This is a genomic window from Cryobacterium sp. Y62 (assembly GCF_002929785.1).
Classification (GTDB): Bacteria; Actinomycetota; Actinomycetes; order Actinomycetales; family Microbacteriaceae; genus Cryobacterium.
Genome location: NZ_PJJK01000118.1, coordinates 91,856 through 111,197, shown reverse-complemented (window position 1 = coordinate 111,197; position 19,342 = coordinate 91,856). Strand labels below are relative to the sequence as shown.

The 19,342-nt window shown below is 66.1% G+C and carries 16 protein-coding genes; 9 read left to right on the top strand and 7 right to left on the bottom strand.

Features of this window, described 5'->3' with window-relative positions:
* Nucleotides 1–45: 45 nt before the first annotated feature.
* Complete coding sequence (locus tag CXY71_RS17125; protein ID WP_104138183.1) at nucleotides 46–1,701, top strand: acyltransferase; 1,656 nt, start codon at nucleotides 46–48, stop codon at nucleotides 1,699–1,701.
* A gap of 4 nt (nucleotides 1,702–1,705) precedes the next feature.
* On the opposite strand, the gene CXY71_RS21250 is transcribed toward CXY71_RS17125, so the two are convergent.
* On the bottom strand, nucleotides 1,706–1,846 hold the full coding sequence (locus CXY71_RS21250) for a hypothetical protein (protein WP_233204696.1): 141 nt from the start codon (nucleotides 1,844–1,846) through the stop codon (nucleotides 1,706–1,708).
* On the opposite strand from CXY71_RS21250, the gene CXY71_RS22745 reads away from it, so the two are divergent.
* On the top strand, nucleotides 1,790–2,149 hold the full coding sequence (locus CXY71_RS22745; protein ID WP_368665906.1) for a hypothetical protein: 360 nt from the start codon (nucleotides 1,790–1,792) through the stop codon (nucleotides 2,147–2,149). The genes CXY71_RS21250 and CXY71_RS22745 overlap by 57 nt on opposite strands.
* Before the next feature lie 223 nt (nucleotides 2,150–2,372).
* Here the strand turns inward: CXY71_RS22745 and CXY71_RS17115 are convergent, their stop codons facing one another.
* A complete protein-coding gene (locus CXY71_RS17115; protein WP_104138175.1) occupies nucleotides 2,373–2,996 on the bottom strand; it encodes a flavin reductase family protein in 624 nt (207 codons plus the stop codon).
* Between the two features lie 79 nt (nucleotides 2,997–3,075).
* Between CXY71_RS17115 and CXY71_RS17110 the strand changes: the two genes are divergently transcribed.
* From CXY71_RS17110 to CXY71_RS17080, 7 genes are all read left to right on the top strand, one after another.
* Entirely contained in the window at nucleotides 3,076–3,843 is a 768-nt protein-coding gene (locus tag CXY71_RS17110; protein ID WP_104138173.1) for an HAD-IIB family hydrolase, read from the top strand.
* A 303-nt stretch (nucleotides 3,844–4,146) separates the two neighbouring features.
* Nucleotides 4,147–5,205: an acyltransferase family protein gene (locus tag CXY71_RS17105; RefSeq protein WP_233204695.1), complete on the top strand. Its 1,059-nt coding sequence runs from the start codon at nucleotides 4,147–4,149 to the stop codon at nucleotides 5,203–5,205.
* Nucleotides 5,202–6,125, top strand: a complete 924-nt coding sequence (locus CXY71_RS17100) for an alpha/beta hydrolase (RefSeq protein WP_104138167.1) — start codon at nucleotides 5,202–5,204, stop codon at nucleotides 6,123–6,125. The genes CXY71_RS17105 and CXY71_RS17100 overlap by 4 nt, the downstream gene beginning before the upstream one ends.
* A 105-nt stretch (nucleotides 6,126–6,230) precedes the next feature.
* Entirely contained in the window at nucleotides 6,231–7,712 is a 1,482-nt protein-coding gene (locus CXY71_RS17095) for a polysaccharide biosynthesis tyrosine autokinase (RefSeq protein ID WP_104138165.1), read from the top strand.
* A gap of 120 nt (nucleotides 7,713–7,832) precedes the next feature.
* Entirely contained in the window at nucleotides 7,833–8,810 is a 978-nt protein-coding gene (locus CXY71_RS17090) for a glycosyltransferase (RefSeq protein WP_233204693.1), read from the top strand.
* Entirely contained in the window at nucleotides 8,807–9,913 is a 1,107-nt protein-coding gene (locus CXY71_RS17085; protein WP_146072864.1) for a polysaccharide pyruvyl transferase family protein, read from the top strand. Before CXY71_RS17090 ends, CXY71_RS17085 begins: the two co-directional genes overlap by 4 nt.
* Complete coding sequence (locus CXY71_RS17080) at nucleotides 9,910–11,226, top strand: glycosyltransferase family 4 protein (protein ID WP_104138159.1); 1,317 nt, start codon at nucleotides 9,910–9,912, stop codon at nucleotides 11,224–11,226. Before CXY71_RS17085 ends, CXY71_RS17080 begins: the two co-directional genes overlap by 4 nt.
* On the opposite strand, the gene CXY71_RS17075 is transcribed toward CXY71_RS17080, so the two are convergent.
* From CXY71_RS17075 to CXY71_RS21245, 5 genes are all read right to left on the bottom strand, one after another.
* On the bottom strand, nucleotides 11,180–12,628 hold the full coding sequence (locus CXY71_RS17075) for a right-handed parallel beta-helix repeat-containing protein (RefSeq protein WP_104138157.1): 1,449 nt from the start codon (nucleotides 12,626–12,628) through the stop codon (nucleotides 11,180–11,182). The two genes, CXY71_RS17080 and CXY71_RS17075, sit on opposite strands and share 47 nt — an antisense overlap.
* A 483-nt stretch (nucleotides 12,629–13,111) precedes the next feature.
* On the bottom strand, nucleotides 13,112–14,107 hold the full coding sequence (locus tag CXY71_RS17070) for a glycosyltransferase family 2 protein (RefSeq protein WP_104138154.1): 996 nt from the start codon (nucleotides 14,105–14,107) through the stop codon (nucleotides 13,112–13,114).
* On the bottom strand, nucleotides 14,104–15,153 hold the full coding sequence (locus tag CXY71_RS17065) for a polysaccharide pyruvyl transferase family protein (protein WP_104138151.1): 1,050 nt from the start codon (nucleotides 15,151–15,153) through the stop codon (nucleotides 14,104–14,106). The genes CXY71_RS17070 and CXY71_RS17065 overlap by 4 nt, the downstream gene beginning before the upstream one ends.
* The gene (locus tag CXY71_RS17060) at nucleotides 15,150–16,406 is read right to left on the bottom strand and encodes a glycosyltransferase (RefSeq protein ID WP_104138148.1); all 1,257 of its coding nucleotides are present in this window, start codon (nucleotides 16,404–16,406) and stop codon (nucleotides 15,150–15,152) included. Before CXY71_RS17060 ends, CXY71_RS17065 begins: the two co-directional genes overlap by 4 nt.
* A complete protein-coding gene (locus CXY71_RS21245; protein WP_199184352.1) occupies nucleotides 16,403–19,339 on the bottom strand; it encodes an oligosaccharide flippase family protein in 2,937 nt (978 codons plus the stop codon). The genes CXY71_RS17060 and CXY71_RS21245 overlap by 4 nt, the downstream gene beginning before the upstream one ends.
* Nucleotides 19,340–19,342: the final 3 nt, after the last annotated feature.

Below are 19,342 nucleotides of genomic sequence, written 5' to 3'. Positions count from 1 at the left end.
TCGCCGGGTGCAGGTACCAGTTCCGCAACCCGAGTCGGAGGCTACATGCCCGTTCAGTCCGCCCTTGAACGGCGGCAACCCTCGCCCGAAGCCAGCGGCACGGGCGGCAAGTCCGCCACCCGCACCTTTCGTGGCGACATCGAGGGCCTGCGCGCGATCGCCGTGATAATCGTCATTTTCGATCACCTACTCGGCTGGCCGTCCGGCGGATTCATCGGCGTCGACATCTTCTTTGTCAGCTCGGGCTTTCACATCACGAGCCTGCTGCTCAAGGAACACGCCCGCACGGGCCGCATCTCGCTCGTCGATTTCTACCGCCGTCGGGTCCGCCGCATCCTGCCGGTGTCGCTGCTCGTGCTCGTCGTCACGGTGGCCATCGGCTACCTGCTACTCCCGAGTGCCCGCGCTCTCAGCACCCTCCGGGATGGCGTCTACTCGTCACTTTTCGTGGCCAACTGGCACTTTGCCGCCGGAGGCACCGACTACCTGCAGGCCACCAACGCCGTCTCCCCGCTGCAGCACTACTGGTCGCTCGCCATGGAAGAACAGGTCTACTTCTTCTGGCCGTTTGTGCTCATCGTTATCCTCACCCTGGCCGACCGCCGCACACTGAACGCCCGCGCCCTAATCACGACCGTGGCCGTCAGCACCGGCTTCATCACCCTCGGCTTTCTGGCCTGGAGCTTCTTCGAAACCTTCACGAGCAGCGCCATCACCTACTTCTCTACCGGCGCCCGCGCCTGGGAACTCGGCATCGGGGCCCTCCTCGCCGCCTCAGCCCCCGGCATTGCCAAATTGCTGGCGACACTGCGCCCCGTGCTGGCCTGGCTCGGCCTCGCCCTCATCGTTGCCAGCCTCGTGTTGATCAGCTGGGACTCACCGGTCCCTGCCCCATGGGCTCTGCTGCCCGTCGCGGGAAGCACCCTCATCCTCGCTGCCGACATTGGATCCTCCGAACAGCGCCTGCTCTTTCCCCTCACCAATCCAGTGAGCCGCTACATCGGCAAGATCTCCTACTCTCTCTATCTCTGGCACTTTCCGGTGGTTATTCTGCTCGCCACAGTCTTCGCGACCAACTCGCCGCGCTACCGACCGCTTGCCCTCATACTCATGGTCGCCCTCTCGGTGTTCTCCTTCCACTTCGTCGAAGATCCCATTCGGCACTCGCTCTGGCTCGAAAGTTCGCAAACCCGTCAGCGAGAACGGATGCGCCGCCCCGATACCCAGCACCGCTCAGGCATCACCCCGGCCAAGGCCTGGATCGGCGCCCTCGTTGCTGTCACCCTCGTCGCTGTCACCCTCGTCGCTGTCACCCCCGTCATCGTCTCGATCTTCTTCGTTGCGTTGAAGTCCCGCACGTCCGAACCGTGCGCCGATGCCGCGCCGATCGGTGCGAACGCCAATCTGGGTGTGGAAGCTCCCACCGAACCCGCCACCGAAACCGCCACCGAACCCGCCACCGAACCCGCCACCCTGCAGGCCACTCGGCAGGCTGCCATCACCGCGGCGCTGGCGAATACGGCCTGGCCCGAGGCGACGCCTGCGTTCGACGCGCTCGGTGACCATTCCGGCGCGCCGGAATGGGTCGACGACAACTGCCTCTCGCTGAGCGAGAAGAACGCCGCCAGATGTGTCTACGGCGACCCAGCCGCGACCCAGCCGCGGCCCAAACCGCGGTGCTGCTCGGCGATTCCATGGTGATCAGCTACATGCCGGCCATTCGCGCCGCGCTCGAACCGCTCGGCGACAACGTGCAGTCGCTCACCATGTTCTCCTGCCCGGCTGTGACATTTCGGTCGCTGCCAAGAGCGCCTCCGATGCGTCCGCCGCCAAGTGCGACGACCACCACGCCTGGGTCTACGCCAAGATCGCTCGTCTGTCGCCCGACCCCGTGCTCATGTCGAGCCTCGCCGGACCAATCGTGCGCCTCGCCAGCGGCAACGAGGAATCCGAAGCCCTCACTGAGTGGCAGAGCGCTACGGCCGCCACGATCACTGCGCTGCAGGAGTCAACCAAGCACGTCGCTATACTCTCACCGCCGCCGGCCAGCACTTCGTGCGCGAGGCGAGCACTCAGCTCGGCCCGCTGCTCGCCGCGGCCCTGTTCCCGCCCGTGGCCGCGCTCGATATCGGGCGCCGCGCCACGGTGACCGGCATAGCGTTGACCGGCATAGCGGTGACCGGTGTAGCGGCTGCCCGGATCGGGCGCGCTCATCCGCAGTGCGCGTGATGGGGCGCTCGCCTCGGTAGCCCCGCGTTCGCGCGACGGAACGCTGCACGCGCGAGCGGATGGTGCTACCGCGAACCAGTCGCGCCAGCAAGCCTTGGCACCGTATGCAGCAAAATACCGCGCTATCGAGCGTGCGGAGCCGTTCAGTGCTCGCGCGGCCGAAACTCGCGCGGCCAGTCGCTCGCGCGAATGCGCTTGATCTCCTTGACCGCGCCGATAGTTCCCCACTCGTCCCGGCCGAGCCGCGACAACGGTCGCAACTTCTCAACGAGCGGATGCCCGCCATCCAGCATCGCAGACGACACCGCGACGTGCGTCACCTCGCCGAAGACGAGCGTGCAATCGCCCAGTTCGAGCGTGGAGTGCAGTCGGCACTCGATCGCCGCGGGGGACTCGGCCACCCGCATCGATGAAACGGTCAGGCTCGGCTCGCGGGTCAGCCCGGCGCGGTCGAACTCGCTCTCCGCCGGCCCGAAGTCGGTCCCGGTCGCATTCACTTCCTCGAACAGCGATTCCGGCGTGAAATTCACCACGAAGTCCCCGGTCTCAAGGATATTGCGCACGGTGTCCTTGACGCCCACCGAGGTGAATTGCACGATCGGCGGCGAAACGGATGCCACGGTGAAGAATGAATGCGGCGCCAGGTTGTCGACCCCGTCTGCCGAATGGCTCGACACCCAGGCAATCGGCCGCGGAACCACGAGAGAGTTCAGCAGGCGGTAGAAGTCGCGGCGGGCAAGGTCTCGGGGATCGAAGTCAGTACGCACTCGCTCAGGCTAACAACTCGCCCGCATCCCCGGCCCCGCTCACACCGACCGGCCCCTCTACGATCGATAGAGTGGCCTGATGCCTATCCTTCCCCGTCTGGTGGCCTTCGACCTCGACGATACCCTCGCGCCGTCCAAGTCAGCGCTCGACCCGTCCATGATCGAACTGCTGGTGAAGCTGCTCGGCGTCACCGAGGTTTGCGTCATCTCCGGTGGTCAGTTCGGCCAGTTCCAGGCGCAAATCATCGACAACCTGCCCGAGATCAGCCCCGATCTACTCGCCCGGCTGCACCTGCTGCCCACCTGCGGCACCCAGTACTACCGCAGCGACCCCCAGGGCTGGACGCAGGTCTACGCCGAAAACCTGACCGACGAGCAGAAGACCCGGGCCCAGGGCGCCGTCGAACAGACCGCGCGCAGCCTCGGTTACTGGGAGAGCGACACCTGGGGCCCCATCCTCGAAGACCGCGGCTCGCAGATCACCTTCTCCGCGCTCGGCCAGGCCGCCCCGGTTGCCGCCAAGATCGCCTGGGACCCGACCGGGGAGAAGAAGAACACCCTGCGGGAGGCCGTGCAGACCCTGCTGCCCGACCTTGAGGTGCGTTCGGGTGGGTCGACTTCCGTTGATATCACCCGGCAGGGCATCGACAAGGCCTACGGAATGAAGCGGCTGGCCACCCTCACCGGGGTCGACCTCGACGACATGCTGTTCGTCGGCGATCGCCTCGACGAGAACGGCAATGACTATCCGGTCAAGGTTCTCGGCGTCGAGTGTATCGCCGTCGCAGGCTGGCCCGACACCGTCGCCCTGCTCGAAGACCTCATTCCCCGCTACGCCGCCGTCTGACCGCCCCCGGTAGTGGCCGGGGCGGTCAACCTTCCGCCTGCTCGCCCCGTGGCTAATTCAGGAAGACTGATGCAGGTAGATGCCGCGGCCGCCGAAATACGCGAGGCGCCACCCCCGTCCCGGCAGATTTCCTGAATTAGCCACGGGGGCTGCTCATCAACCGCGGCCACGAGGTCGTTACCGCAGTAGCTTTGCCCCGATTCACGGCCTCTCCCGTTGGAGCAGACCGTTTTGGCCGGGCTGACCACCCCTGCAACCCGACCCGAGATTCCATCCTGAGTTTTTCTCGTGTACATTTCGTCTGTGAAAGAGATACAGGCCACCGAAAACCGTGAGTGGATCGACTTCGCCAAGGGCGCGGCGATCATCCTCGTCGTGCTCTACCATTCGGCGTTGTTTCTCAACGATCTCGGCCTGGCCGGCAGCACCCCGCGGCTGCGCCTGGTGCTCAGCTACTTTCCTATGCCGGTCTTCTTTTTTATCGCGGGCCTCACCGCCCGGCGCATGCTTACCTGGAACCTACACGACCTGTGGCGGCGCCGGCTGCTCACTCTGGTCTACCTGTACCTGCTCTGGTCGATCATTCGCGTGCTGTTCTACCTCGTCGTGCCGCACCTGCGCGGAACCGAACGTTCCCCGACCGACTTGCTCAACATTGCCCTCCTGCCAGTCTGGCCGACCAGCAGCTACTGGTTCATCTGGGCCCTCGCCGTCTTCACCCTGCTCGCCTGGCTGCTGCGCAAATTGCCGATCAGCGTGCAGGTCGCCCTCGCCGCGCTGGTCGCCGCAGCGTCCACGACACCAAACCTGCTCGACCTCGACAATGTCGGCTGGGACCGAGTCACCGCCAACTTCATCTTCTTCATCGTCGCGGTCTATTTTTCGCACACCGTGTACCGGCTGGCCGCGCGGGTGCGGGTCTGGCACGCCATCGTGCTGGTTGCGGTCTATCTCGGTCTGGCTGTGCTCCTCGTGCCGTTCCACCTCTCTCGCTTGCCCGGCCTGATCCTGCTCGAAAGCGCCGTCGCCGTGGCCATGGGTGTCGTCCTGGCCACCCTGTTGGTGCGCGTGAAATGGCTGAATTTCATGAACACGCTTGGCCAGTACAGCTTTCAGATCTACCTGCTGCACCTGTTTGTCGTGGCCACCGCCCTCGCCCTGCTCGCCCCGATCGCCGAGGCAGCCTGGCTGGAACGCGCGGCCAACGCCCTGCCGTTTCTGCTCGCCGCCATCGTGCTCGTCGGCTCGGTCTACCTCGCCAAGCTCCTGCGCCGGTTCTCATTCCTTTGGGTGAGCCCGTTCCGCAAGCGGCAGACCAAATCGGTCTCGCGTCGCGCTCGGTTGAACGGAGACCTGCTGTGACGCCCACCCGCACCGCGCTGGTCGCGGCATCCGTTGGTCTGCTGGCCGTTGGTCTGCTCTTGAGCGGATGCTCAGCCACGCCGATCACGCCCGACCGGTCCTCGCAACCCGGCCCGGTCGTGGTGGAGCACGACCTGCAGTACGGCACGGCCCAGGGGGAGGATCTGATGTTGAACGCCTGCCTGCCCGAGGAGAAGCCCCAGCGTGCCCCGGCCGTTATTCTCATCCACGGCGGCGGATTCGACAGCGGCAGCAAGGATTTTGGCGGCATGACCGCCCTGTGTGAGGAGCTGGCCGGCAGCGGCGTCGCCGCCTTCGCAGTGGATTACCGGCTCGCCCCGAAGTTCGCCTTTCCGGCGCAGGTGAACGATGTCACCGATGCGCTCGAGTGGCTGCGTGATCCGCAGCGAGTCAGGGAATTCAACATCGACCCCGAGCGCATCGGGTTGCTCGGCAGCTCGGCCGGGGCGATCATCGCTTCGTCTATCGCAACCAACGGCTCCGGCAGCCTCACCGAGGGCGACCGGGTTGCCGCTGTCGTAGCACTGTCGCCGGCGGTTGACCTCACCGAGACGGGCCTCAGGCTTGGTCGTCCGTCGAGGCTGGCCGTCGGCTCGATCCTGCAATACCTCGGTTGCAACGACTTCACCTATTGCCCCAACTCGCGCACAGCTTCGCCGCTGTACTCCGTCGACAAGACCGATCCACCGTTTTACATCACTATCTCAAAGAAAGAACTGGTTCCGGTGCAACAAGCCGAGGCTATGGAGGTCGCACTCACGGCCGTCGGCGTTCCCGTCACCCTCGACGTGAAACCCGGTGAACGACACGCTTTGGAGCTACTCGACGAGGCCACTCGAGCGAGTATTCGTCAGTTTTTGATCGACAATCTTGTGAACAGCTCAAAACGAGCTGATTAAATTCTCAATACTGGCAGTCCAAAAGTGAGGATTTTTATGCCAACATAGGTTTCTGTCGTCGTGCACCCGAAGTGCGACGCATTAATCACGCGGAGAGAAGCACGCATGGAACTGAAGCGTCTGGCTCATATTCTACGAAAGCGATGGATTCTCATCGTGGCTTTCACTCTGCTGGGCGTCGTCGGTGGGGCCGCAGCCGCGTTGCTCACCCCCGTGCAATACCAGGCCTCGACCCGGGTCTTCGTAGCCGCGCAGATTCAGATCGGATCCACCCCCGGCGACCTGGTGCAGGGCAACAACTTTGTCGTTCAGAAGCTGCCGTACTACCTCGACGTGGCGACCAGCCCGCGCGTGCTCGATCCGGTGATCACGAGCCTGGGCCTCGACGAGACCGCCGCCAACCTGGCTGAGCGGGTCACCGCCACTACCCAGCCTGGTTCGGCCGTCATCGAAATCATTGCCCTCGCTGCGACAGCGGATGCCGCGCAGCAGCTTGCCGAGGCCGTGTCGGAAAGCTTCACCGACGTGGTCATCAACCAGTTGGAAACCCCGGCGGACGGCGGAACCAGCCCCGTCACGGTCGGTGTCCTCGACCCCGCGGTGGTGCCGGACAACCCTGCACTGCCCCAGCTCTACCTCAACCTCGCTGTCGGCCTACTCATCGGCCTGTTGGTCGGTCTGGTGACCGCGTTCCTGATCGGACTCCTTGATCGTCGCATCTACAACCGCGACGACATCGAACGCCTCACGGCAGTTTCCATTCTCGGCGGCATCCCCTTTGAAGCACACGCCAACCCGATCATCACCCCCGACGGCCCGGCCACCGCACGCGCCGAGGCGTTCCGGGTGCTGCGCACCAACCTCGAGTTCGCCGACGCCGATACCAGTCGGCGCAGTCTGGTCATGACGTCGTCCGTCACGGGTGAGGGCAAGACCACCACCCTGGTCAACCTTGCCATCGTTCTGGCCGAGAGCGGCGCGACCGTCGCCGTGATCGACGCCGACCTGCGCACGCCCCGGCTGGCCGACTACCTCGGCCTTGATCCCGACCGTGGCCTGACCGACGTGCTGGTCGGGGATCTGCAACTCAAGGACTCCCTGCAATCGTGGGGCACGCTGCATCCGCTCACCGTGCTCTCCTCCGGCAAGATCCCCACCAACCCGAGCGAACTGCTCGGTTCGACGGCCATGGGCACCGTGCTCGACGTGCTTAGCAGCAGCTACGACTATGTACTCATCGATGCCCCGCCAGTACTCGCGGTCACCGACGCCGCTGTGCTCAGCCGCTGGACCGGTGGCACCGTGCTCGTGGTCGGCGCCAACCGGGTGCGCGAGGCCGAGTTGCTCGGCGCGTTCGACGCCCTCGAAGCCGTCGGCACGACGCCGCTCGGCGTCGTGCTTGCCATGGTCCCCACCCGCGGCCCCGACGCGCTCGTGCGTGACGGTGGATTCGCGGTCTCGACGCGCCCGCCCTTGCGGCCGAGCCGATCCGCTGCCGCCACGACCGCGGTCGATCGTGGCCCGACGCCTGTCGATAGGGAGATGTCCGCGACCGACAACCCGATCCAAACCCGCGTCACTTGGTAATTCAGCCGCACCTGTTCAGCTTCGCTGATCGGCAGGTTCGCCGCCCGAATAGGGCACGTTCGATGACGCACGTTTGAAACCGTCCCACCCAGGCTGTACCCGAAGGGAGCCTCAGTGTCCGTGCACTCGTCATACCCGATCGATCCGCTGCCGCCCACGCAACGGAAGCTTCTGCTCGTCGCCTCGACCGGCGGCCACCTTGCCCAGCTCGTTCGCCTCGCCCCCGGACTCGGCGCCTCGCCGAGCTCGCTCTGGGTCACCTTTGACTCCATGCAAAGCCGATCCCTGCTGGCCGGTCAGCGCCGCATCCATGTGCCCTATGTACGCCCGCGCGACTACCTCGGCATGATGCGCGCGGCCAAAATCGTACGGCGCGTGCTCAAGCACGAATCTTTCGACGGAGCTGTGAGCACGGGGGCCGGTCTGGCTGTCGCGGCATTGCCCCAGGCCGCGATCAGCGGCGTGCCGAGTCTTTACATCGAGAGCGTCTCGCGAGTGGAAGGTCCTTCGCTCAGCGGACGGATGCTCGCCGCCAGCCGTCTGGTCAGCGTGCGCACCCAGCATCCGGCCTGGGCGACGGAGCGGTGGAGAACGTACCCGAGTGTGCTCTCCACCTACCACGCGCTGGTCAAACACGCGCCGGACCGTCCCAGTCTGTTCGTGACCCTCGGCACCATCGAGGGGTATCGGTTCGATTCCCTCGTCGATGCCGTACTCGCGAGCGGCTTCGCCGACGAACGCACCGTCTGGCAGCTGGGGTTCACCACCGACCGCACCGACGTTCCCGGGCAGGTACACCAGATGATGCCAACCGCGATGTTCGTCGATGCCGCCCTCACGGCCGACGTCGTGATCACTCACGCCGGTGTCGGCACCTTCATGGGGCTGCTCGAGATGGGTGTCTTTCCGGTGATCGTGACCCGCCGCAAGCACCGCGGCGAACACGTGGACGACCATCAGATGCAGATCGCCGAACTCGCCGAATACCTTGGAGTCGCACGGGCCGTTGACGCGCCGGACCTGACGGCAGACGTCATCCGCTTCGCTGCCGGTCGCGCTATCGACACCGGCGCGCGCGTTCCGCTGACCGCCGAATGATGAGCGCCACTACGTCAGTCGAGCGGATGCCGCGGGAAATTTTCGTACCGGCCCGCGGACAGTACGACAATATCGGTGACATTCTGCTGCGCCGGCAGCTGCTCGACTGGTTACGCCCCAACGGCCCGCTGCACGTCTATGTCGGCGAAGCCCCCGAAGGCTACGCCGAAGGACTCGCTCTAACGCCGGACGATGTGCAGTACCGGTCCTTTCGTGCCTGGTACACGGCGGCACTTTGCAGCGCCGCCCGCGGCCGGGCATCGTATGTGTTCAAGCCGGGAGAAATTCAGCTGACCCTGATCGGTATGAAGGAGCACCTCGCCATGCTGCCGGTACTCGCACTCGTGCGCGCCCGACACGGCCGGGTGGCCCGGGTAGGCGTGGGCAGCCGCAATTTTGCACCGCTGCCGCGCGCGCTGATGGGTCCATCCATTGCGCTGTCCAATCTGTCGCTCTGGCGCGATGCCGCTACCGCGGGATATCTCGGGCAGGGCCGTATCATGCCCGACCTCGCCTTTGCGAGCGACGGACGAACAGAGAAGCGTGATCTGGCCGACGAGGTTCGTGACGTGCTGGTCGTCTCCATGCGCTTTGATCTGGACTATCCGAACGCCGAGTGGCTCGCCGGGGTACGCGCCGTGGCGGCCGACAACGGCCTCATGATCTGGTGCGTGACCCAGGTTCTGCGCGACGATGACAGGTGCGGCCAACTCGCGGCCGACCTCGACGGGCATGCCCTGCGCTGGAATGGCACCGGCCACGACGAGCAGGAGCAGCGCCTGCGCGACCTCTACCGACGGGCGGCGCTCGCCGTGAGCGACCGGCTGCACGTGCTCGTCGGCGCGCTCACTGAGGGAGCGGTTCCGGCCGCGCTCCTGGTCAGCGGCAAATCTGACAAGATCGCCCGGCATTTCGCCGCGGCCGGCCTGCACGACGTCAGCATTGACAGCGCAGGACTTCGCGGCAGCCAGATTCGGGATCGGTTGCAGAACCTGCTCGGCCGGCGCGCCCCCATTCTGGCCGGCCTGGCCGAAGCGCAGGCCGAATTACAAACCGTGCGTCGCCTACTCGACCAGGTGCTGAGCATCGAAAGCGTGCGGTGAGCATCAACGAAGCGGCCGACCTCCAGCCGGTCGCGATCGAACCGATCGACCTCGAGCAGGCTGATCTCGAGCAGGCCGCGTTTGAGCCCGTCCCGATCGAGTCGAGCGGAACCGAATCAAGTGACGCCGAGTCAATCGACACCGAACCGATCATCAGAGCGGCGCTCACGATCAACCACCTCAACGTTGACCCGCTCAATGCCGCTCCGGTTGCCGCCCAGCGGCACGTATCCCGGCGCACGGCCGAACGTTTCATCGCCGTGCACGTTGGACGCAGCGGTGAGGTCGCCGGCGGCATGAGTCAGGTGGTCAATGGCTATCTGGCGCATTCCTTCGTCGACTTCGACCTGCGTATGGTGCCCTCACGGGACGGCAGCGGCGGGCTGCGCGCGGCCGGGGTTGCGGCATCCGCTTTCTTGAAGCTGCTGCGGCTGGCCAATCCGAAGCGCACCGTCGTCGTCGCGCACCTGTCCCAGGGCGGATCCTTCGCGAGGGAAGGTGCGCTGCTCGCCTTGGCCCACGTGCGCGGTTTCGCGACCGTGGCGCAGCTGCACGGCAGTTCGTTTGCCGACTTCGCCCGCACGCGCCCCCGTTTGGTGGGGAGCGTGCTGCGCTGCGCCGACGTGGTGCTGACCCTGTCGGCGCAATCGCACACCGCCGCGTCGGAGTTCGTGCCGGGGGAGCGGGTCGTACTCGTGCCGAACGCCGTCGCCGACGGTATCGTGCGGCAGATCGAGAACGTCGTCGTGTTCGGCGGTGCGGTCAGCAAACGCAAGGGCGTCGATATACTCGTGGCGGCGTGGAAACGGCTCGCGCCGCAGCATCCGCTCTGGAAATTGGTCATTGCCGGGCCGATCGCCGACCAGCCCACTGAGCCGCTGGCTGGGGCGCAATTCGTCGGCCCGCTCAGCCATGCTGCCCTGATGGAGATGCTCGAGCGCTCCGCGATCGCGGTGATGCCCTCCCGCGACGAGGCGATGCCCATGTTCATTCTCGAGGCGATGGCCCGCACCAACTGTGTCGTGGCGACCAGCGTGGGTGGGGTGCCGGCCGTACTGGCCGGTGGGGTCGGCGTGCTCGTGGAGCCCGGCGACGTCGACGCGCTCGAGGCGGCCCTGCACCGGGCGATGACGGATGCCCCCTGGCGCGCCAAAAAGGCGGATCTGGCCAGATCCGCCTTTGAGACTACCTATTCGGCTGCCGCGGTCTTTCCGCGCATCGAGCGCAGCTGGACCACTGCACTCGACCGACGATCAAACCGGGTGGCTAAGAAGTACAGGCCAGGTTCGAGAACCCGGACCCAGCAGCCGTGACGGTGTTGGAGCAGTAGACTTTGGTGCCGCTGGCACCCTTGCTGCCCTGTTCGTGAATGAAGAAGCCGAAGCCCGCGGCGTTGACCGGAACGGTGTTATCGAAGAACACGTTGCGCAGGCCCCAGCCGGCAACGCTTCCGTTGACCGCGAAGCCGTGCATGGTGCTGTTGGTGCCCTCGTTATGGTAGATCTGCCAGTCGTTGCCCTTGACTTTGACCCATTCCGCGGCGCGTGGCATTGCGTTGGCGCCGTTGATGACGTTGTCGCGAATGATTCCGTTCGAGGTTCCCTCCTTGACCTCGATCGGCTGGGCGCCGGTGAGACTGATGTTGTTGGCCATCAGGAGTGTGCGGTCAGTGCGGTCGGGCAGGCAGTTCGTCTGGGCGCACCAGTTGGCGTCGGAGGTTCCGATGTAGATGCCCTCACCGTAGAACGGGTCGCGCTTGCCGGTGTTGCGGATGGTATTGCCGACGACTTTGCTGTCGGTGGTGAAAGCCCGTAGGTGGATGCCTTCATAGCCGATGTTGTCAACCAGGGTATCGGCGATGGTGACGTTCTTGCTGCGGATCACGCTGATGCCCTTGAGACTGTTGGTGACGGTCATTCCGGCGACCACGAGGTTCGAGGAGTTGGAGACCTGAATGCCGTGGTTGTTTTGGATACTGCCGGCGTTGACCACGGCGGTGCGCGGTCCACAGACCCAGATCGGGTTGCTAGCTGTTCCGTTGACGGTCATGTTGATCTGGGCGTTGTAGGTTCCGGGGGCCATTTTGATGACGGTGCCGGGCTGCGCCTGGGCCGAGGCGGTCATGAGCTCTTTGGCAGTCGTCACGGTGACGGTCGCGGCCGGGCAATTGGCGTAGCGGTGGGTGCTGATCGGGGCCGGGGTGGGCGCGGTGCTCGGCACGGCCGACACGACGAATGCGTCGATAATGCTGCTGGTGCCAGTGGAGCGGGCATCCTTCTGGCCGGTGCGGGATACCGTGATGGTGTGGGTGCCGGCGGAGAGGCTCGTCGTGCTGTAAGCAGCGTGCTTGTAGGCCGTGCTAGCGGAGTAGCCGTTGACCGTGGCGACGACCTGGCCGTCAATGGCGACGTTGCTCGTGCCGGAGCTGCTGGTCAGACGGGTAATGAACGCGACGCTGGTGCCCTGAAAGGTAAAGGAAGCGCTGCTCGAGGTGGTCGAGAACCTAACCGAACCGCCGGAGTCGTTGCTGGAGCCGGAGGTGCGCCAGGTGCCGGCGTACTTGACCTGTGCGGAGGCGCTGTCGATCACCGTGGTGCCGGCGGGTACTGTTGCGGCGGAGGCCGCAGCGGCGGGAATCATGGCACTGAGCGGAACCAACGCGGCGATGGCGACGGCGGCGATGGTGGCATGTCGGGTGAAGCGGGGGAACAACATGGTGAACCTTCCGGATATTCTTGGACTTGGTGGCTACGTCCGTGAACCTGGGGGTTTTCGACGCACATGATCTGCGTGATGCTCGGCGGTGAATGCCGTGCTCACGTCGTCAATTAGCGTCTGAACTGCTGCACGTTACCCGTGTGCAAATGGGTTTGTGGGCACGCATTAAGCGGATGCAGGGGCCTCCTCGCGTGCGGGCGTGCGCGAGAGCAACTGCGCTCGTGTCGACGGTCGGTCGCTGTGAAACTGAGCGAGTCTCCTGATTTGGTCCTGACCAGTGCTAATGCTCGTTGTGGGCCTAGTTGCCGACTCGACGGGAAGGAGGCAGCGGGGTGGCCGGCGTGCGACATTCGTCATTCCTGTGAAAGTGCCTAGAGTGGTTTTTGAACTCTTGAATTTCTATCACCCGACTTTTTCCCGCGAAGCTCGGCCGCGCAGCTGTACTGCTGGAGCGACCGACAAATGCTGGCGCTCAGCGATTCAGGCGGCGTCCTGCTCGGCCGCGAGGCGCAGTACGCGACGGTGCAGCCCGACACTCACCTTGGCCGTGGCGGCCAGCACGAGACGCTTCCAATCGCGGCGGCGCGCGGCGAGCAGCACGAGCCGCCAGGTCAGCCGCGAGCGCAGTTCGGCCACGATCTCGTCGCGCTCCTCGGTGTCGTATGCACCGCTCAGGGCGTCTTTCAACCCGGACAGCAGCACGTAGCGCAGCCGAAAGTAGCCGTACGAGTTGGAGCCGATGATGCGGGTGTCGAGGGTGATTGCTGCAGTGGTGACGGCCTGCTCGACCAGCAGCAGCGATTCGGCCCGGCGCGACCCGGAGCGGATGATCGACCCGCCGCGCGCGACATAGGAGTAGAGCGTGTCGCTGATCGCGGCGACCCGATCGGACGCAGCGAGCAGCTGCGCGACCATGGCGAGGTCGGAGTGCACCCGGGCCGGCGTGAACTCGATCTCGCTGGCGAGAGCACGTCGGAACAGCTTGTTCCAGAGATGCCCGGTGATGCCGCCGTCGAGCAGCAGCGCAAATGCCGCCGCACCGGTGATCGGCCGCAGCAGAACGGGCGAGGCCAGGGCGCGTCGCTGGCTGGGATTGACGTATTCCGCGCCGCAGACCACCACGTCGGCGCCGGTCGACCGGGCCGCCGCCACGAGCTTCTCTAGTGCGGAGTCGGCCCACGCATCGTCACAATCGACGAACCAGAGAAACTCACCTCGGCTTTCGGTGACCGCCCGGCTCCGGGCGAGCGCGACCCCGCCATTGCGTTCCTGCTGAAAGAAATGAACGGATGCGTGCGCGCCGGCCACCCGCGCACCGATCGCGGCCGTCGCATCCGTTGAGCCGTCGTCGACCACGATGATTTCAATGCCAGGCAGTGTCTGGCGCAGTAGCCGCTCGATCGCACCTTCCAGAAACTCGGCGGCGTTGTAGGCCGGAACGATGACGCTCACGATCGGTGAGCCAACCCCGCTCATTCGGTCAGCTTTCGAATCGAGTGGGTCAACTCCGAAAGCGAAGCCCTGGCCTCGACCACGTGCCGCAGAATCGGTTCGCGGCGGCTGATCACCTCGCGGGCGCGACGCTCGAGCGCCGCGGCGTCTGGCATGGTCCAGGCGATCGTGGTGCCCTTGATGCCGACCGCATCGAGCGTGCGCGCAGCCTTCGAGTGACCGGCGTCGGCGATCACGAGCGGCAGGGCGCCCTCGGTCAGTCCGATAACCGCTGCGTGCAGCCGGTCGGTCACCACGAGCAGCGCCCGCTGGTAGACCTCCCGCAGCTTCACTTCCTGCTCGGCATGGTCCGGTCCATCCCAAACCAGAGCCGTTCCGCCGAGCTTGATCGCGAGTTCCTCGGCCAGCGGTCCGTCGCGTTCAATCTGGGAGACCGCGACGATCTGCAGCCCTAAGGCGCCGGCCAGGCCGCGCATGGCCTGAATCCACTCGGAATCCGGGCGTCGCCCGTTGTAGCGCACCGAAACGGCGAGCAGCGGCCGAGCAGCGGCCTCGGCGAGCAGGTCGGCATCCGCTGCCCCCGTGGCGAAGGCCCAATCGGGAGCGACACGGCCGAGCCCCATCGCTCCCAGGCTGTAGTTGTCGCGCCAAGCCACGAGATCGCACAAATGCAGGGTCGCGGCCACCGGAATGCGCCACTTCGTGTTCTGCCGCACGCCGAACCCGGTGTGCACGGCGTGCCCGCCGCGCAGCCGGTTGAGGGCGAGGTGCGGAGCAAGGCGCAGATAGCGCAGCGCGTAGGCGCGTTGCAGCTCCATTTCCCCCGCATTGAAGGCATAAACGGATGCTTCCCGCAGCGTCGACCGTGAAATCTCGCGTCGCCATTCGGTGCTCGTGCGAAACAGCCGATCGGCGTCGTGCAGACCGAGTCCGCTCAGGTAGGAGTCAGCTCGGGATCCGACAAACACCTGCAGCTCGCCGGCCTCCCGCAGGGCACCGAGGAAGGCCCGGCGCAGCACGGTGTCTCCGACATTATCGATCTGGCCCAGGGCCGAGGCGAAGATTCTCATGCGCGCTCCAGCGTCGAAATGAGCACTCGCTCCAGGTCGGTGCCGCTCGATTGCTCGGAGAAGTGGGCTAGCCACGGCTCGATGTGGTCGAGCGAAAGCTCGGCCGCGCGCAGAATGGCGTCCGCGAGGTCCGCGGGCCGCGCGGACAACGCGAGTTCGCCCGTGATACCGGGCACAATCGCATCCGCTACGCCGAGCGCCCCCGATACGGCTACCGAGGGATACCCGGCCGCGGCGGCCTCGACCAGTACGTTGCCGAAACCCTCCCGGCTCGACGTGAGCAGGGCCACGGCGTTGTCGCCGAACTCGTCGAACCAGGTCTCGACCCAGCCGCGGTGGTGAAAGATCACGTCGGCCTGTCGGGCTGCGGCCTGCACATCGTCGAGCAGCGGACCACCGCCGAACGACACGACCTCAACGGCTACGCCCCGCCTGGCCAGTTCGGCCGCCGCCGCAATGGCCAGCAACGGACGTTTTTGTTCGACTAGCCGGCAGGCCAGCACGATCTGGATTCCGTTGGCTGCCCCGGGCTGCCGCGTCGAGGGCGCCACGATCGTAGCGGTGCTGGTCAGGTCGGCACCGCTCTCGGTCACGGCTCCGCTCTCGGCTACGCGGGCGTACACACTCGCCCGGCCCGGCCCGCGCGGTGTTCCGCGCAGCTTCGCAGTCGCAGGGTTGGCGACGACCGTGATGCGGTCTCCGCGCACCCCGAACGCCGACACCAACTCAGCGGCGACCGGATGCGAGATGGCGATGACATGGTCAGCCCACCGATACATCCGCTTGGCGATGCCTATCTTGACCCGGTGGGCGAAGCTCGATCCGGGCAGGCCGAGCGAGACCAGATTACGTTCGCTTACGAGCACCCGGGGCCGCACGCGCGCCGGCAGCAGGCGGGCCGCGGTCAGCAGTACGAGGTTGGGGTACACCTGCAGGGCCACGGCGACATCGGGCTGCCAGTCAATCAGGCTGCGCCGCAGCGTCGCCGTCTTCGCGACGTGCCCGTGCTGCCCGGCGAGCGATCGCCCCTCGACACCCTCGGGAAGGTATTCCGGCTCCACATCGCCAGCGGTGAGCACGACACGCACCTCGTAGCCCTGGTCGGCGAGCCAGCCCATCCACGTGCGTGCGACGAATTCCGCGCCCCCGCCGTGCAGCGACGGAATGACAAAGAGGATGCGGTGCAGCAGCGGGTGCGCCGGCTTCGGGTTCGCCGGGGGATGGGTGGGGTCGGGCGAAGTGGGCTGTGTCATGCTCGGCCTTCTCTATCGTCTCGTGGTCGCGAGAATGTGGGTCGGGATCGCGGCTGGTTTGCTCGGGGAGGGTCTGATCGGGCGCCGCTTTGCAGCAGGTCAAAATTGAGGGCGGCGAGTCGCTGCACCTCGGGCAGCTGGGCGGCCAGGCGGGCGCGGTACTCGTCCGGCTGGGCGAGGACCGCGCGCACGACGGGAACCATACGCTCGGCCAGGCCGACGCCGGGTTCCATGCAAAGTTCCTGCATGCCGAACAGGCCCATCATGCCCGCGACTTTGCCCTGGGTGGACAGTGCAACGGCGGGAACCCTGTGGTACATCGCCTGCACGGCGAGGTGCATGCGCCCGGCCAGCACGATCGACGCCCCGGCACAAAGTCCGCGCACCTCGGCCGGCGTGAGCAGCCGGTTCACCAGAACCATTCGGCCGTCAGCGCCGGCCCCCTGGGCGAACCGGTCGAACACCGCGCGGCAAGCAGCGGCATCGTCGCCGCTGTGCCGCACCACATGCGGCAGCAACACCACCCGCAGCCCGGCCTCGAGCAGGGCAGTGATGATCACGGCGTACTCCGAGATCTGGTCGAAGCTGCGCCCGACCAGCGCGCTCGCGTTCACCACGGCGTAGGGCGTCGGCGCGGCGCCGAGGTATTCCGTGGCGGCGGTGGGCGAACTCGTGCACACCGCGAACACGGCGTCGGCGACGTCGATCACGTTCTTGAATTGGTCGGCGCGAGCTCGCGCGGATGAGACCGGGTCGCGCAGTTGCAGCCGGGTGCCCAACCGACCGGCGCGGGCGAGTGAACGGCGCGGCCCCAGATTGGCGTGGCCGTTCCAGCTGAAGCCGAGAATGCGCGCTTCAACCCCGACGCTGCGGGCCAGACTCGCGACATCCGCTCGCCGTGACGACGCCCGCACGCTGTAGGCGCCGTCCATGATGTCGGCGCCGACCACGGTCACTGACAGGGCCCCGCTCAGCACGGCTGCGAGTTGCCCCATGGACCGTCGGTGGGCGCGGCCGCTGCCATAGATCAGGTGCGCGATCGGCTCGAGCCGTGCCCGGGCGGAATGTTCCGCAGGAATGCGTACGTCATTGGGGCCCCGCACGAGTACCCGCACCGGCCCAGTGACATTCTCGAGGAACGCCTCGATCATGGCCTGATCGCCAATGTTTCCCTCCCCGGGCGGCGCAATGAGCACGTGCCAGCGCTCGGCGCCCGCCGGGGCTGGCCCCAGCTGCCCGATCGCCCGGCGCAGTGTTCGTCGATCACGCAGATACGGCAGAGCGGATGCCGCTGCCAGGCCGTGCAAAATCCGGTCCAGTCGGCGCATAATGCGCAGCCGGGTACGCCCAGCGCTGCGGGTGCTGCGCGCGGCGGGGGGCCCCGGAGTGAGCTGATCGCTCGCCGTCGCGGACCCGCCGGCCGCAGATACAACGGGTGATACCTTCGTCGACCGCAGAAAGCTGCGGGCCTGCGTGATCGAGCGTACATCGCGCCGAAACCGGGGCCAGACCAGCATGACGATGCCAATCGCGACGAGCAGAGCAACACTGCCGAGCGCCACCCGGGCGAGGGGCAGTTCGACCGGAATCCACTGCACGGCAGCCCAAGACGCCCCGGTGGCGAAGCCGTAGCCCAGGATGGCGCGAACGCCGGCGAAAAACATGGCGCGCACCGGGGCATCCGTTACCCGGCTGATCCACCACAGGCCGATCGGCCAGATCAGGGCGACGCCGAGTGAATATCCGGCGGCGACGCCGTAGACGCCCCAAAAGGAGCCGAGCAGCACGAACGTGACCAGCAGTGGTCGGGTGCAGAGGGCGAAGTAGAGGTTCTGCTTGGTGACGCCTTTCGACAGAAACACCCAATAGGTCGCGTAGGCCGCAGCCTCGAAGAACCCGGCGATGGCCAGAATCTGAAAGATCGGCGCGGAACCGAGCCAATTACTGCCGAGAGCGATGCTGATGATCGGCAGCGCCTGCGCGCAGGAAAACGCGAGCACGATGGTGACGGCGTGCAGCATAATCATTTGCCCGAGCAGAATGAACCGGTCGTACTTAGCCGGGTCGTCCCGCAGCCGCGCCAGTACCGGCAGCGCCACCCGGGTGGACGGGCCGTTGATCTGGTTGAGCGGCAGCAGCAGCAGCTGAAACGCGCGGTTGTACAGGCCGAGCGGGCCGGCGCCGAGGGTCGCGCCGATCACGATGGTGTCGGTGTTGCGGCTGGCGTAGCCGAGCAGCTGGGTACCGGCCAGGTTGGAACCGAACGCGATCAGGTGCCGCATCGGCGTCTTGCGGTGAAACCCACCCGGAAACCAGTTGGTGATGGGAACGAGGATGATGATGGTGAGAATACCCTGGCTGATCTGCTGCCCGGCGAGGGCCCAATAGCCGTAACCATTGAGGGCCATGAAGATACCGACGGCCAGCCCACCGACCTGCGCGCCGATCTCCGAGCCGGCCAGTGCCTTGAAGTGCAAGTTGCGGTTGAGATCGGCCCGAAACTGGGTGGCGAGGCCATTCAGCAGAAACGTGCTGGCCAGCACCTGAGTGAGCAGCACGAGGCGGTCATCGCCGTAGAGTGTCGCGATCAAGGGGCTGAACAGCACAGCCAGCAGCATGAGGGCGAGCCCGATCAGGCTGTTGATCCAGAACAGGTTGTCTTTCTGCTGCCGGCTGAGTTCGCGCACCTGAATCGCCGCCGACGACAGCCCGAAGTTGCGCAACACTTCGCCGACGCCGATGATGGCCGCGACCGAGGCGACGAGCCCGTAGTCGCTCGGGTCGAGCAGGCGGCCCAGCACGACGATGCCGCCGAGCTGCACGCCGATGCGAATGAGCTGGCCGACCAGGGTCGTCGATGCGCCCCGGCCCGCTGTACGGCCGAGTCCCGCGGTGGAACGGGGAAGCGGGGCTGCGGGGGTCGATGGTGGCATCGT

What these genes read in the sequence shown, in the direction of transcription:
- CXY71_RS17095 (WP_104138165.1), top strand. Translation starts at nt 6,231, where the DNA reads ATGGAACTGAAGCGTCTGGCTCATATTCTACGAAAGCGATGGATTCTC.
- CXY71_RS17075 (WP_104138157.1), bottom strand. Translation starts at nt 12,628, where the DNA reads ATGTTGTTCCCCCGCTTCACCCGACATGCCACCATCGCCGCCGTCGCC.
- CXY71_RS17070 (WP_104138154.1), bottom strand. Translation starts at nt 14,107, where the DNA reads ATGAGCGGGGTTGGCTCACCGATCGTGAGCGTCATCGTTCCGGCCTAC.
- CXY71_RS21245 (WP_199184352.1), bottom strand. Translation starts at nt 19,339, where the DNA reads ATGCCACCATCGACCCCCGCAGCCCCGCTTCCCCGTTCCACCGCGGGA.
- CXY71_RS17060 (WP_104138148.1), bottom strand. Translation starts at nt 16,406, where the DNA reads ATGACACAGCCCACTTCGCCCGACCCCACCCATCCCCCGGCGAACCCG.
- CXY71_RS17110 (WP_104138173.1), top strand. Translation starts at nt 3,076, where the DNA reads ATGCCTATCCTTCCCCGTCTGGTGGCCTTCGACCTCGACGATACCCTC.
- CXY71_RS17065 (WP_104138151.1), bottom strand. Translation starts at nt 15,153, where the DNA reads ATGAGAATCTTCGCCTCGGCCCTGGGCCAGATCGATAATGTCGGAGAC.
- CXY71_RS17125 (WP_104138183.1), top strand. Translation starts at nt 46, where the DNA reads ATGCCCGTTCAGTCCGCCCTTGAACGGCGGCAACCCTCGCCCGAAGCC.
- CXY71_RS17085 (WP_146072864.1), top strand. Translation starts at nt 8,807, where the DNA reads ATGATGAGCGCCACTACGTCAGTCGAGCGGATGCCGCGGGAAATTTTC.